Origin of the sequence: Cryobacterium lyxosi, assembly GCF_004403345.1 — a bacterium.
GTDB lineage: Bacteria > Actinomycetota > Actinomycetes > Actinomycetales > Microbacteriaceae > Cryobacterium > Cryobacterium lyxosi.
On the sequence record NZ_SOGT01000006.1, the window covers coordinates 234,798 to 248,929 of the forward strand.

Consider the following 14,132-nt stretch of genomic DNA (forward strand, 5'->3'; position numbering starts at 1 on the left):
CCTCCACCAAGAGAAAAGAAGGACAATGCGTATCACGAAGAGAGCAGTCACCGTCGCTTTGCTCACCGCAGCCACGGTCGTGCTGGCCGGCTGCGCGTCAGGCTCGACCACACAGGACGGCGGCGACGCCGCACCCTGTGCACCCTCGGACGGCAAGGTCGACCTGACTTTTACGACCTGGATACCGGGGATCGAGGAAGTCGTCAAGATCTGGAACGATGAAAACCCCGACATTCAGGTGAAGGTGCAGACCGGCCCGAACGGAAACGGTGGCACCTACCAGAACTTTTTCAACCAGCTCAAGGCCGGCAACGCGCCCGACCTCGGCCAGATCGAATACGACGCCCTCCCCAACTTCCGCGTGCAGGACGGCCTGACCAACCTCGCTTCCTGCGCGGGTGTCCTCGCTGCCCAGGACGACTTCGTGGACTGGACCTGGGGTCAAGTCAACTTCGGCGAAGCGGACGCCGTCTATGCGGTCCCGCAGGATGCCGGCCCCATGGCGATGTTCTACCGCGCCGATCTCTTCGCGGCCAACAACATTGCGATCCCCACCACGTGGGAAGAGTTCGCCGTTGCAGCGGAGGCCGTGCGCGCCACCGGCGGGTACATCACCAACTTCTCGCAGAGCGACATCAACCAGTTTGCCGGATTCGTCTGGCAGGCCGGCGGAACCTGGTTCGAGAACGACGGTGACAACTGGACCATCGACCTGACCAGCCCGGAGTCGGTCAAGGTTGCCGACTACTGGCAGGACCTGATCGACCGCGATCTCGTTTCGACCAACCCGCCGTGGACCGATGAGTGGAATAACGCCTACAACACCGGATCCAACTGGACCTGGAACTCGGCGGCCTGGGGTGCGAACTCCATCGCCAGCGGTGCTCCAGACACCGCCGGCAACTGGTCCGTAGCACTCTCCCCGCAATGGGCCGATGGCGAGAGCGCCGCTGGTAACTGGGGTGGCTCGTCCACCGCGGTGTTCAAAGGCTCCGAGCACCCCTACGAGGCTGCACAGTTCGCGCTCTGGCTGAACACCTCTGATGAGGCGCTCACGATGCTGAACAAATCGGCCAACCTATACCCGGCCGCCAAGAGTGGCCTGGAACTGCCGGTTTTGAAGGAAGGTGTCGAATTCTATGGCGGCCAGGCCATCTACGATGTGTTCGCCGAGGCGTCCGCCCAGGTATCGCCCGACTTCATCTGGGGCCCGACCATGACGCAGGTCTATAACGACACCTCCGACGGTTTCAAGGGTGCAGTCACCGGCAACGGCACGCTGGTGAGTGCTCTCACGAGCGCCCAGCAGAGCACGATCGACGCCCTCCAGGCACAGTCGATCCCGGTCAACAAGTAGCATCAGCTCCACTGTGTCGATTCCCTACCTCCGTGCCGCGGGCACCAGCCTGGTGCTGGATGCCCGCGGCACGGGCGTGCCCGTCATCGTGCACTGGGGTGCCGACCTGGGCGATTTGACCGACGCCATGCTGACCACGTTGGCCGACGCATCCGTGCCGTCGATCGCGCCAAGCTCGATTGACGTACCCCTGCGGCTCACCCTGTTGCCCACCCTCGCGCAGGGGTGGAGCGGGCGACCGGGAATCAGCGGTTTCCGGCCCGGCCGGGGCGGCTCGGCCATTGATCTACGCCTGGTAGGCGTTCGGTCGGGCGAGCGCCCCACGGGGCGCTTCGCATTGCCAGGAACCCAGACCCTGACGCTCCTGCTGGCGGATGCCGCGGCCCAGATTTCCGTGCGCACCGACCTTGAAATCTCGGTTCAGGGGGTGCTTCGGCTGCGTCACACCGTGACCAACACGAGTACCACCGCCGGCGACGCAGCCTTCGAACTGGGTTCGCTCGACGTCATACTGCCGGTACCCGGTCGGGCCGGGGAACTGCTTGACTTCACCGGGCTATGGACTCACGAGCGTCGGCCGCAGCGCAGCACGCTCGGCCACGGCGTGTGGAGCCGCGAGTCTCGACACGGCCGCCCCGGGCATGACGACTCTTATCTCATGGTGGCCGGTACGCCCGGATTCGGTTTTCGTTCGGGTGAAGTGTGGTGCACTCACCTTGCCTGGAGCGGTGACAAGCGCGCCTGGGCTGAGAACAGCCCCCTCGGCTTTTCGGTGCTCGGAAGCGGTGAATTGCTGGCTCCCGGCGAGCTGGGTGTGGCCGCCGGTGCAAGCTACAGCACCCCGTGGACCGTGGCCGTGTACTCGGATGCCGGGCTCGACGGGCTGTCGGCGCGCCTGCATCCGTGGATCCGCTCGTGGTCGACCATTCGGACGCCGCGCCCGGTCGTGCTGAACACTTGGGAGGCCGTGTATTTTGAGCATGACCTGCCTACCCTGGCGCGCCTTGCAGATGCCGGGGCGCAGACCGGCGTGGAACGTTTCGTCCTCGATGACGGCTGGTTCACGGGCCGTAGGGATGATCGCCGTGCCCTCGGCGACTGGTTCGTCGACCCCGTGACGTGGCCCAGTGGCCTGCATCCGCTGATCGAACACGTGCACGCGGCCGGCCTGGATTTCGGCCTCTGGGTCGAACCAGAGATGGTGAGTCTCGACTCGGAGGTTGCCCGTGCGCACCCGGAGTGGGTGCTCGGCGGCGTCCCGGAACCCTCGGCCACCGAAACACCGGCGCTGACCTGGCGGTTCCAGCGTGTGCTCGATCTGAGCCACCCGGAAGCTTTTGCCTGGGTATTCGCCCGCCTCACCGCTTTGCTCACGGAGTACCCGATCGCGTACCTGAAGTGGGACCACAATCGCGACCTGCTGGCTGGCTCCGCCCACCGGCAGACGGCGGCGCTATACAGTCTGATCGATGCGGTGCGCGCGACACACCCGGGCATCGAGATCGAGTCCTGTGCGTCGGGGGGAGCCCGGATCGACCTGGGAATCCTCGAGCGCGTCGATCGGGTCTGGACCAGCGATACCAACGACCCACTCGAGCGACAGCAGATCCAACGATATACGGGCGTGCTCGTGCCGCCGGAATACCTCGGCGGGCATCTCGGCGCGGCCACGGCGCACACCACCGGACGCACCTCTGAGCTCAGTTTTCGGCTGGCGACCGCCCTGTTCGGTGCGGCCGGCATTGAGTGGAATCTCGTTAGTGCGAGCGCCGAGGAGCTCGGGCAGATTACCGAGTGGATCACGCACTACAAACGGCTGCGCCCTCTGCTGCACTCCGGTGTTGTCGTGCGGGCCGACCCGAGCGACCCCGCTCTTGTGCTGCACGGCGTCGTCTCACGCGACCAGGATTCGGCCCTCTTCGCCCAGGTGGCCCTCGCAGCCCCGCGTGACGCCGTTCCGGAGCGGATGCGATTTCCCGGCCTCGCGCCCGAGCGGCGCTATCGAGTGACGCCCCTGCTACTCGGCGGCTCTCCGCGCACAATCCAGGACACACCGCCAGCGTGGCATGCCGCGTTGGGAGGCCTGACTGCAGCTTCCACCACCGTCGCCGATGCTGCCAGTGGCGGTGGCGCGGTGACGCTGACCGGGGCGGTGCTCGCTCTCGTGGGGCTACCCGCGCCGCTGCTTGCCCCGGAGCAGGCCGCCCTCTTCGCGGTCGACGCGGTCGACTGAGCGATTGTCACCCCTGGGAGCTACGCGGCTTCGAGCTCGCGTACCTGCCGCAGCCAACCGTCGAACAGGTCGCTGTCGAAGTCGTCGACGCTTTTCAGCTTGAACTCGCTCATCTCCGCCGACCCGCTCGCGTTGAGCTTGCCCGAGTCATCGGTGATGGCCTGGCCGCGCCAGAACAACACGGTCACAAAGGTCGGGTAGGCCTTGAATCCGGCGACCGGCACGTCGTCGTCGAGCCAGACCGGATGCCCGTGCCACAGTTCCGTTGCGGTTTCCGGTAGTCCCAGATCGAACGTGGCCCGCAGCAGGTCAACAACGCTGGCGAGCGGCTCGGCGGGAACGGCAACGTACTCGTCAATATTCGACGGCTTGGTCGTTGGCTTGATCGTGATAGTGGGGGCGGGTGTGGATGCCAGGTGGATAGCCTCTTTCGATGGGATAGATCACGCCCGACACGTTGCCGGGCAGTTGGTTCCGTATCTCCACACTCTCACGTCAACTCCCGGCGCGGCTGGGTAGACACTCAGGAACGGCTCGTCAGTAGACGAAAAAACGCCGCCCACCAACCGAAAGGTCGATGGGCGGCGCGCCGGGCGTCCGCGTTAGGCGGCGGGAGTCGCTGCAGTGCCCACAATGTCGACGACGAACACGAGGGTATCTGTTCCGCTGATACCAGCCTGATCGTTGCCCGCTTCGCCATAGCCTTCGGCCGGTGGCAAGACCGCCAACACCTGGGATCCGACGGTCTGGCCGACGAGCGCGGCGCCGAAGCCTGGAACGACCCGGTTGGTGGCGAAGGTTGCCGGTCCGACCGTGGTCCACGAGGAGTCGAAGGTTTTGCCGCCGGCCCAGATCACACCGGTGTATTCGACCGATACGGTGTCGCCATCGGCGACCACGGCTCCGTCACCCAGCTTCAAGGGTGCGATCTTCAGTTCGGTTGGCGCATCCGCGTCGGGGATGGTGATGGTTGGGGCTCCATCCTTGGCGAGTGTGACGGTGGGAAGACCGTCGACGGCGGGCTGGTCGACACCGTCGGCACGGTCGGCGAGGTTGGTAACCGAGATGACGTCGATGACGAAGACAACCGAGTCACCGGCTGCGATTCCGATCTCGGATGCGCCCGTGGTGCCGAAGGCGTCTTCGGTCGTACTGACCGTCACGATGCGGTCGCCTTCAACGGCACAGTTGACGGCCCGCACGAGTCCCGGCAGGAAGGTATCACCGACGGTGATGGTTTCACTGGACCCGTCGGTCGGGTACTTCGTTTCCTGCACGACGGCGCCGGTGGTTCCGTTGTACACCGAGAGTGAGGCAGCTACCAAGGAACCGCCGCCAGCCTCGGTGGTGCCGGTTCCCTTGATCGCCACCGTGCGCTGGGTGGACGAGGGGTCAAGCGGCTCGGCGAAGTCCACGGTGGGAACGCCGCCGAAGTCGCCGGTCACATCGACGGCGTCCGAGATCTTGCCCGGGGAGGTGCATTCGGCAAAGGCAGCATCGGCCGCGGGAGCGGCATCCGTTGGCTGGGGCGTATCGCTGCTTCCGCAAGCGGTCAGCGCGAGCGTCAGGCCAACGATGGCGAGCAGGGCGGGAATCTTCGACACGGGGCCTCTTTCGAGAACGTGGCTGCAGACAGGCAGGCACGGATCGGGTGAATGTCTGGGTGGCGCGAACGCCCAAAATCCTACTCTGCCACGCTTCGCTTCAGAACGGGCTGAGTGGAGGCCTCGGCGTGGCGACCGAACAGGCGAGAGTCAGTCGTCGAGACCGCGGGCGATCAGGGCCTCACCCAGGGCATCCGCTGCGTAGAGCGAGCGCACCACCACCGGAACGGCGATCGACAGGAGCGATCCCCGCGTACCGCGGGCCGTGCGGGCCTCGAGCACCTCGCGCACGATGTCGCTCACCAACGGAATGCAGCGAATGGTGAGCGCGACGAGCAACCCCACCCGGTCGGCGTCGATGAACCGGCGGAACGGTCGCAGCAGGGCCTGGAACGCTTCGAGCACGGCGGTGACCGTCGTGGTCATCGTGAACAGGGCGGCGAGGGCCACTGCCACGAGCAGACGGCCAGCCATCAGAGCGGCGACCATCCAGCCGGAGAGCAATCCCTGGATGGGGACCGCGACCAGCAGGATCAGCAGAATCGGGGCGATCTGGGCTATGGCCGCTCGCACCGGAACCTGCGCCATCACAAACAAAAGCACGACGCCGGCCGCCGCGCCGCCGACGACCCACGGATTGGGCGAGATTCCGATCAGAACGACGCAGAGCGAGAGCAGAAACAGCTTGAGCAGGGTGGGCGCCCGGTGAATGAGCGAGGTGCCGGGGCTGTACAGGCCGATCATGTGCCGCTGCTCACTGCAGCAGGGCGCGGTACGCCGCCAGGGACTGCTCGGGCGCGCCGTCAGCGACGACCGTGCCGTCCTCGATCACGATCACGCGGTCGAATTCTTCGACCAGGTGGAGGTGGTGGGTGACGACGATGACCTGCTGGGGAAGCGTGTGCAGTAGCTCTCCGATGCGCCGGGCATTTCGGGCATCGAGCAGGGTCGTCGGTTCGTCGGCAACGATCGTGGCTGGACGTGCCACCAAAACGGCGGCGAGGGCGAGCAGTTGCTTCTGCCCGCCGGAGAGGCGGTGCGCCGGTTGCTCGGCGTGCTCGCTCAAACCGAACTGTTCCAGGGTGGCCGCCGTGCGCTCGGCGATCTCGGCGGGGGAGAGACCGCGTCGACGCAGGGTGAACGCCACGTCTTCCTGCACGGTGGGCATCACGATCTGGTTGTCGGGATTCGTGAAAATGAACCCCACCTTGCGGCGTACGTCGCGAGCATGGCGGGCCACGTCGAGCCCGTCCACCGTCACGGTGCCGCTCGTTGGAGTGACGAGTCCATTGATCATGCGCACGAGCGTGGATTTACCCGAGCCGTTCGCGCCGACGATACCGATGCGGTGCTCGGTCAGGCTGAGATTCACGTTGCGCAGCACCCTGCGCTCACCGAATGACTGCCCGACCTGGTCGAAGCGTATGGTGCTCACGCTACCGGCCGGCGACCCTTCGCGATGAGGCCAGGGTAGGCCTTGTGCACCTGGCGGGCGACCAGCACGGTCACGATGACCTTGATCAGGTCTCCGGGTATGAACGCGAGGTTCAGGCCGATCGTGGTCACGAGTGGCAGGCCGAGGTTGAGGGCCATGACGGGAATACCAACCATGTAGACGGCGACGATGCCGCCGAGAATCGTGGCGCCGAGAGCGGGCCAAAACGGGTATTTCGGCAGCAGGCGGGCGGTGAGGTATCCGGTGACGAAGGCACCGAGCAGCCAGCCGTACAGGTAGCCAGCGGCCGGACTGACTGTGAAGACGCCGATGCCGCCGCGAGCGCCGGCGAGCAGGGGGAGACCCACCGCCGTCAGAACGAGAAACAACAGCACGGCGAGGGTTCCCTTGCGCGGGCCGAGAATAGCGCCGGCAAGCATCACGCCGAGGGTCTGCATGGTGATCGGCACCGGCCCGATGTTGAGGGGTCCCGGCAGGCCGAGCGCCGCGATGAGGGCGGCGAAGATAGCGATCTGGGCAAGATCACGGGCGGGCATGATGCGCTTTGTCGGGGCGCTCGAACGTGCGGTGTCGGTCATGGTTTTAAATCTAGAATTCGGCGTCCACCCGCCGCTGAAGAATATCTACAACAAAACACCGCGAACTGTAGAGGTCGTGATCGGGATCACGAGCCAGCAGCCTCAATCGCATCCGCTGCCCGCACCAGTGCCAGGTGTGAGAGCGCTTGCGGGGTGTTGCCCATCTGGTGCCCGCTGGTCACGTCGTACTCCTCGGAGAGCAGTCCGACATCGTTCACGAAGCCGAGCAGTCGATTCATGAGCGCATTGGCGTCTTCACGTCGTCCCGACTTGGCGTATTGCTCGACCAGCCAGAAGGAACAGGCCAGAAACGGATGCTCACCCGGCGGCAATCCGTCCACCGCGGCGTGGGTGCGGTAGCGCATCAGCAGCCCATCTCGCATGAGGTCTGCCTCGATCGCAGCCACCGTGCCGAGCATGCGTGGATCGGTGGGCGCACAAAAGCCGACCTGCGGGAGTACGAGGAGCGAGGCATCCACTTCGGTGCTGCCGCAGTACTGCACATAGCTATTTCGATTCGCGTCAAAAGCGCGAGTCTCGATGTCGGTGCGCACCTCGTCGCGCAGGGTCCTCCAACGGTCGAGCGGACCGTCGAGGCCGTACTCTTCGATGCCGCGCACGGCGCGGTCGAAGGCGGCCCAGACCATCACCCGCGAGTGGGTGAATTCGCGCGCTTGGCCGCGTACTTCCCAGATGCCCTGGTCGGCGCGGCGCCAGTTCTTCTCGAGAAAGCTCATGAGGGCGCGCTGCAGCGGCCAGGAGAACTCGTTCTCGCGCACGCCCGCAGCGCGGGCTGCATGCAGGGCCACCATGACCTCGCCGATCACGTCGGATTGGAACTGGCCGACCGCGCCGTTACCCGCGCGCGCGGGGGAGGAGCCCTGGTAGCCGGGCAGGGCGGTCAGTTCGTGTTCGGGCAGGTAGCGCTCGCCGGAGAGCCCGTACATGATCTGCACGTCGCCCGGGTCGCCGGCAATGGCGCGAAGCAGCCAGGCCCGCCAGCCGTCGGCCTCCACCTCGTAGCCGTGGCTGAGTAAAACCTCGAGCGTGAGCGAGGCGTCGCGGAGCCAGACATAGCGATAGTCCCAGTTGCGGGTGCCCCCGATCTGCTCGGGCAGAGAGGTAGTCGCGGCTGCCACAATGCCGCCGGTTCGCTCATGCGTCAGCGCCCGCAGCACGAGCAGGGAACGAACCACCTGGGCGCGTAAGGGGCCCTCGTGGCTGCAACTCGACGCCCATTTCTGCCACCAGGCGCAGGTCGCGGCATGGACGGCATCGATGTCGATGGCGGGTGGAGTATCGCGGTGCGAGGGATACCAGGTCAGATGGGCGTCGACCGTGTCGCCAGCGGTGACGGCGAAATGGGACACGTGGCGGTGGTCGGAGGCGCGCAGGGCAGGGCCGCGCACCACGATCGCGTCGGGCCCGGCGATCGCCACGAGGCCGTGCACCGACTCGCCCTTGAGCTGGCGCACCCACGGGATCGTCGTGGCATAGCCAAAGCGGATGCGGAAATCCTGGGTCATGTGCACCGTGCCGCTGATACCGCGCACCCGGCGCACCAGATCGGCCCGGCCATTGCCGTGCGGCATGAAGTCGAGTACCTCGACCTGGCCTGTTTTCGTGGTCCACACGGTCGACAGCACGAAGGTGTCACCCTGATAGCTGCGGGCTGCGGTGGCGTCCTCGTCGGCCGGTGCCAGCAGCCATCGGCCGTGGTTCTCGTCGCCGAGAAGGGCTCCGAACATCGAAGCGGAATCGTAGCGTGGCAGGCAGAGCCAGTCGATGCTGCCGTCCCGACCTACAAGGGCCGCCGAATGGCAATCGCTGATGAGCGCGTAGTCCTCGATATTGAGTGCCATCAGGCCATCCTGTCAGCAACAGGGTGAGAATTCGCCGACGATCGGGCATCATCGATTGTTGCTGATGCGGTTAGACGACGAGGCGGGCCGATGCGAGCGTTGCGGAGGCCTTGTCAATCCAGGCAGCGGAGGCCGCAGCCAGGTCGTCGTCGTTCGGTTCAACCGACGTGGCTTCAGCGAGCAGGGCGTCCACCGAGGCAGTGTCGGCGAAGGCAGTGCTGACCGAGGCCGCGCTGGCCAGGGCAGCGTTGGTTGGTGCAGCGTTGATTGGTGCAGCGCCCCGTGCCGGGGCCTGGCTCGCGGCTGGTTCGCTCCAGGTCGTGATTGGCGCGGGAGACCAGGTCAGGGCGGTCGGCTCACCGCTGCTTTCGCCGCGCAGGACGGCTTGTTGGGTGGTGATCGCGTCGGTCAGCTCGGTCGCGATCGCCCTGGCTTTCAACCCGTGAAAAATGACCTCGGTGTCGTCCGCGCTGCGGGCCACCAGCGTCCAGGCGCCGTGCTCACCGACCAACGCCGTGAGCTTGTCGTGCAGCAGTTCGAAAATCTGTTCGTCGCGCAGCACCGGGGTGGAGGCGACGCTCAGCGCCGCACTTGCGGCCAAACGTCGGCGTCGACGACCAAACATGACAAGCCCCTTTCTGGTGCGCGTGTGCAGCTGAAATGAGCCACTCTACATTTTCGGTGAAAAGTCGTCGACTTACCGGGGGACACGCCGCCGAACACGCCGATTGGGAGCTGAATTCAGCTCTCGACCTGACGTTTATTCGCGTCTTCGATGACCGTGCCGATGGCGACGGCGGCGCTCAGGCCCCAACCGAGCCACAGCATCACGAGACGCCAGTCCCGCGGGCCGTGCCGCGTGGCCTGGACGGTGTTCCAACCACCGGCGATAACGCCGATCATTGCACTGCTGAACAAGAATTTTCGCATGTGTTCCTCCGGCATCAGGTTACCCGGGAATAGGCGTGGTCCGACTGGTAACCTTGGGGCTGCAACAGAGGTGTGCACCTCGGGTGTGCCCGGAACGGATGATCCATTACAACTTCAGCCGAGCCCACACGGTCCCTGGTCGACCCGCCCCCCGTAGCGCCCGAGCCTGCCCCCGCTGGCACGTACACGTTCGTCGTCGTCTCCAACCGGCTACCGGTAGATTACGAAGAGGCCGAGGATGGCGCCATCACCTGGCGCACGTCGCCCGGAGGGCTGGTCACCGCGCTTGAACCGCTGATGCGTTCCTCGCATGGAGCCTGGGTCGGCTGGCCGGGTGTCGCCGCCCGCGATTTCGAACCGTTCGAAAATGACGGGATCTCGCTCGTGCCGGTGCGGCTCGATGAAGCCGACATCGAAGATTACTATGAGGGCTTTTCCAACGACACGCTCTGGCCGCTGTACCACGACGTTATCGCTCCGCCGAGCTTTCACCGCGAAACGTGGGAAGCGTACATCACCGTCAACCGCCGATTCGCAGCGGCGGCTGCTGCAGTTGCTGCCCCGGGTGCAACGGTCTGGGTACACGACTACCAGCTGCAGCTTGTGCCGCGCATGCTGCGCGAAGCCCGCCCCGACCTCGTCATCGGTTTCTTCAATCACATTCCCTTTCCGCCATATGGAATCTATGCGCAGTTGCCCTGGCGCAAACAGATTCTGCACGGGCTGCTCGGCGCTGACGTGATCGGCTTCCAGCGCAGTGCTGACGCCGGTAACTTCTCCCAAGCGGTACGTCGTCTTTACGGCTACCCCACCCGCGGCGTCGTCATCGACGTGCCGACCAGTGAGACCGGCCAGAATGGGGACTCCCGCCGCGTCATCGCCAAACACTTTCCCATCTCGATCGACTCGGCCGGCTACGAAGAACTCGCCCGGCGCCCCGACATTCAAGCCAGGGCTCGCCAAATTCGCGAAGATCTCGGCAACCCCAAAACACTGATGCTCGGCGTCGACCGGCTCGATTACACCAAGGGCATCGGCCACCGCATCAAGGCCTTTGGTGAGCTGCTCGCCGACGGCCGGTTGAGCGTTGAAGACGTCACCCTGGTGCAGGTTGCCAGCCCATCACGCGAACGCGTCAGTACCTATATGGCCCTGCGCGACGAGATCGAGCTCGCTGTTGGCCGGCTCAACGGCGATTTCTCCACTATCAGTCACATCGCTATCAGCTACCACCACCACAGTTATCCGCGCGAAGAGATGGTCGCGATGTACCTCGCCGCCGATGTCATGCTCGTCACCGCCTTGCGCGATGGCATGAACCTGGTCGCCAAAGAGTATGTGGCCGCGCGTTTCGACGTTGACGGAGTGCTTGTGTTGAGCGAGTTCGCCGGCGCCGCCGATGAACTCAAACAGGCTATTCTCATCAATCCGCACGACATTGACGGTACCAAGGATGCCATCGTGCGGGCGATCGAGATGCCCAAACGGGAGCGTACGCGCCGCATGCGGTCGTTGCGACGCAAAGTCGCCGAGAACGATGTCGCCGTCTGGTCGGCTTCCTTCTTGAGAGCGCTCACCGGCGGCGCCGCCGTGCCCGCCGGAATCCCCGACGACCTCGACCTGGCACTGCAGAGCATTGCCGGCGCCGAGAACCTGCTCATCGCCCTCGACTTCGACGGCACCCTGGCGCCCCACGTCGACCATCCCGAAGACGCCCGTGCCATCGCCGGCAACCGGGAAGCCGTGCAGGCCCTGCTCGACCTGCCGGGGGTGCGAGTCGCCCTCGTCTCCGGACGAGCCCTGGTGAGCCTGCAACACGTTGCCCAGCCGCAGAGTTCGGTGCTGCTCACTGGCTCGCACGGCATCGAGGTGCAGCTGGACACCCCCGAGATCGAGCTCAACCTGCTTTCCACCGAGCTCGAGCAACTCGATACCCTCGCCCGGGTGCTCGAGAGTATCTCTGGCGGGATCGCTGGCACCACAATCGAGCGCAAGCCCGCTGGCATGGCCCTGCACACTCGCCTCGCAACCGACGAAGACGGCGAGAGAGCCGAACGTCAAGCCCGCGAGCAACTGGGCGATCAGCTGCCCGGGCTGACCGTTCGAGAAGGTAAGAACGTGCTCGAATTCTCGGTGCGGTCGAGCACCAAGGGCGACGCACTGAAGAAGCTGCGCGACTACACCGGCGCCGACCGTGTGTTCTACGCCGGTGATGACGTGACCGACGAGGATGCCTTCGGCGCTTTGCGTGACGACGACCTTGGGCTCAAAATCGGGCAGGGTGCCACCCTCGCGAATTACCGGGTGCGCAGCCCGCACGAGGTTACCCAAGTGCTGGTGCGTATCGCGGAGCTTCGGGCTGCCCAGGCGGGTTAACCCGGCTCGGCAAGGTTCTAGACTCGGAAGTATGTCTGAGATCGATGTGAAACCCCGTAGCCGCGACGTCACCGATGGGATCGAGGCCACCACATCTCGTGGAATGCTCCGTGCAGTCGGGATGGGCGATGCGGACTGGGACAAGCCCCAGATCGGTATTGCGAGCTCGTGGAACGAGATCACACCGTGCAACCTCTCGCTCGACCGCCTGGCGCAGGCGGCGAAGGAGGGCGTGCACTCCGGCGGCGGCTACCCGCTGCAGTTCGGTACCATCTCGGTCTCCGACGGCATATCGATGGGTCACGAAGGCATGCACTTCTCCCTCGTCTCCCGGGAAGTCATCGCTGACTCGGTCGAGGTCGTCATGCAGGCCGAACGTCTCGATGGCAGCGTACTGCTCGCCGGCTGCGACAAATCGCTGCCCGGCATGCTCATGGCCGCCGCTCGACTCGACCTCGCAAGCGTGTTCCTCTACGCCGGATCGATTGCGCCGGGCTGGGTCAAACTCTCCGACGGCACCGAAAAAGACATCACCATCATCGACTCGTTCGAAGCCGTCGGCGCGGTGAAAGCGGGACGCATGAGCGAAGCGGATGCCAAGCGCATCGAGTGCGCGTTTGCTCCCGGCGAGGGTGCCTGCGGCGGCATGTACACCGCGAACACCATGGCCAGCGTCGCAGAAGCCCTCGGGATGAGCCTGCCCGGCTCGGCGAGCCCGGCATCCGCTGACCGTCGTCGCGACTATTTCGCCCGCCGCTCGGGCGAAGCCGTCGTCAACATGCTGCGCCTCGGCATCACCGCTCGCGATATTCTCACCCGCAAGGCGTTTGAGAACGCCATCGCCGTGGCCATGGCTTTCGGTGGCTCGACCAACGTCGTACTGCACCTGCTCGCCATCGCCCGTGAGGCCGAGGTCGAGCTCACCCTCGACGACTTCAACCGCATCGGCGACCAGGTTCCGCACATTGGCGACCTCAAGCCCTTCGGCAAGTACGTCATGAACGATGTCGACCGTCAGGGCGGCGTTCCCGTCGTCATGCGCGCGCTGCTCGAGGCCGGCCTCATTCACGGCGACGCGCTCACCGTGACCGGCAAGACCGTGGCCGAGAACCTCGCCGAGATCGACCCGCCCGACCTCGACGGGGAGGTGCTGCGAACGCTCGACAACCCCATTCACAAGAGCGGTGGCATCACCATCCTCAAGGGCACCTTTGCGCCGGAGGGTGCCGTGGTCAAGACCGCTGGATTCGATGCCGCCGTCTTCGAGGGACCGGCACGGGTCTTCGAGCGGGAGCGCGCGGCGATGGATGCCCTGACCGAAGGCAAGATCTACAAGGGTGACGTTGTCATCATCCGCTATGAAGGCCCGAAGGGCGGGCCGGGAATGCGCGAGATGCTCTCGATTACCGCCGCCATCAAGGGCGCAGGGCTCGGCTCCGATGTACTACTATTAACGGACGGTCGATTCTCAGGCGGCACAACCGGACTGTGCATCGGCCACATAGCACCCGAAGCGGTGGACGCAGGTCCAATCGCCTTCGTGCGCGATGGGGATCTGATACGGGTCGATATCGCAGCTCGCACGCTTGACCTACTGGTCGCACCTGCTGAGTTGGCCGCCCGCCGAGAAGGCTGGGCGCCGCTTCCCCCGCGTTATACCCGTGGCGTCCTCGCCAAATACGCCAAGCTCGTGCACTCAGCCGCCGAAGGCGCCATCACTGGGTGATCTCGCGCAC

12 protein-coding genes are annotated in these 14,132 nt (G+C 65.3%); 4 read left to right on the forward strand and 8 right to left on the reverse strand.

Annotated elements, in window-relative coordinates; translation table 11 throughout:
- The first annotated feature begins 25 nt into the window (after positions 1–25).
- Both E3T27_RS06000 and E3T27_RS06005 read left to right on the forward strand, forming a co-directional pair.
- Positions 26–1,357, forward strand: coding sequence for a sugar ABC transporter substrate-binding protein (locus tag E3T27_RS06000; protein ID WP_134571907.1), 1,332 nt, complete (start codon positions 26–28; stop codon positions 1,355–1,357).
- A gap of 13 nt (positions 1,358–1,370) precedes the next feature.
- The gene (locus E3T27_RS06005) at positions 1,371–3,590 is read left to right on the forward strand and encodes an alpha-galactosidase (RefSeq protein ID WP_134571908.1); all 2,220 of its coding nucleotides are present in this window, start codon (positions 1,371–1,373) and stop codon (positions 3,588–3,590) included.
- A gap of 20 nt (positions 3,591–3,610) precedes the next feature.
- Here E3T27_RS06005 and E3T27_RS16930 read toward each other — a convergent pair whose 3' ends face one another.
- The 8 genes from E3T27_RS16930 to E3T27_RS06045 form a co-directional block, all read right to left on the reverse strand.
- Positions 3,611–4,030 carry a DUF1801 domain-containing protein gene (locus tag E3T27_RS16930; protein ID WP_104197625.1) on the reverse strand — a complete coding sequence of 140 codons (420 nt, stop codon included), beginning with the start codon at positions 4,028–4,030 and terminating at the stop codon, positions 3,611–3,613.
- A 162-nt stretch (positions 4,031–4,192) separates the two neighbouring features.
- Complete coding sequence (locus E3T27_RS06015; RefSeq protein ID WP_134571909.1) at positions 4,193–5,194, reverse strand: FKBP-type peptidyl-prolyl cis-trans isomerase; 1,002 nt, start codon at positions 5,192–5,194, stop codon at positions 4,193–4,195.
- Between the two features lie 150 nt (positions 5,195–5,344).
- Positions 5,345–5,938: an energy-coupling factor transporter transmembrane component T family protein gene (locus E3T27_RS06020; protein ID WP_134571910.1), complete on the reverse strand. Its 594-nt coding sequence runs from the start codon at positions 5,936–5,938 to the stop codon at positions 5,345–5,347.
- Between the two features lie 10 nt (positions 5,939–5,948).
- Complete coding sequence (locus E3T27_RS06025; protein ID WP_134571911.1) at positions 5,949–6,629, reverse strand: energy-coupling factor ABC transporter ATP-binding protein; 681 nt, start codon at positions 6,627–6,629, stop codon at positions 5,949–5,951.
- Positions 6,626–7,228, reverse strand: coding sequence for a biotin transporter BioY (locus E3T27_RS06030; protein WP_134571912.1), 603 nt, complete (start codon positions 7,226–7,228; stop codon positions 6,626–6,628). Before E3T27_RS06030 ends, E3T27_RS06025 begins: the two co-directional genes overlap by 4 nt.
- A gap of 86 nt (positions 7,229–7,314) precedes the next feature.
- On the reverse strand, positions 7,315–9,090 hold the full coding sequence (locus tag E3T27_RS06035) for a glycoside hydrolase family 15 protein (protein ID WP_134571913.1): 1,776 nt from the start codon (positions 9,088–9,090) through the stop codon (positions 7,315–7,317).
- A 70-nt stretch (positions 9,091–9,160) separates the two neighbouring features.
- Positions 9,161–9,715, reverse strand: a complete 555-nt coding sequence (locus E3T27_RS06040) for a hypothetical protein (RefSeq protein WP_104197631.1) — start codon at positions 9,713–9,715, stop codon at positions 9,161–9,163.
- 116 nt (positions 9,716–9,831) lie between these two features.
- Positions 9,832–10,020, reverse strand: a complete 189-nt coding sequence (locus tag E3T27_RS06045; protein WP_104128266.1) for a hypothetical protein — start codon at positions 10,018–10,020, stop codon at positions 9,832–9,834.
- 135 nt (positions 10,021–10,155) lie between these two features.
- On the opposite strand from E3T27_RS06045, the gene E3T27_RS06050 reads away from it, so the two are divergent.
- Together E3T27_RS06050 and ilvD are read left to right on the forward strand one after the other, a co-directional pair.
- Positions 10,156–12,396, forward strand: a complete 2,241-nt coding sequence (locus tag E3T27_RS06050; protein WP_241992151.1) for a bifunctional alpha,alpha-trehalose-phosphate synthase (UDP-forming)/trehalose-phosphatase — start codon at positions 10,156–10,158, stop codon at positions 12,394–12,396.
- Positions 12,397–12,427: 31 nt separating this feature from the next.
- Positions 12,428–14,122 (forward strand): dihydroxy-acid dehydratase, encoded by a 1,695-nt coding sequence (gene ilvD / locus E3T27_RS06055; protein ID WP_104197633.1) that lies wholly within the window; start codon positions 12,428–12,430, stop codon positions 14,120–14,122.
- The last annotated feature ends 10 nt before the right edge of the window (positions 14,123–14,132 follow it).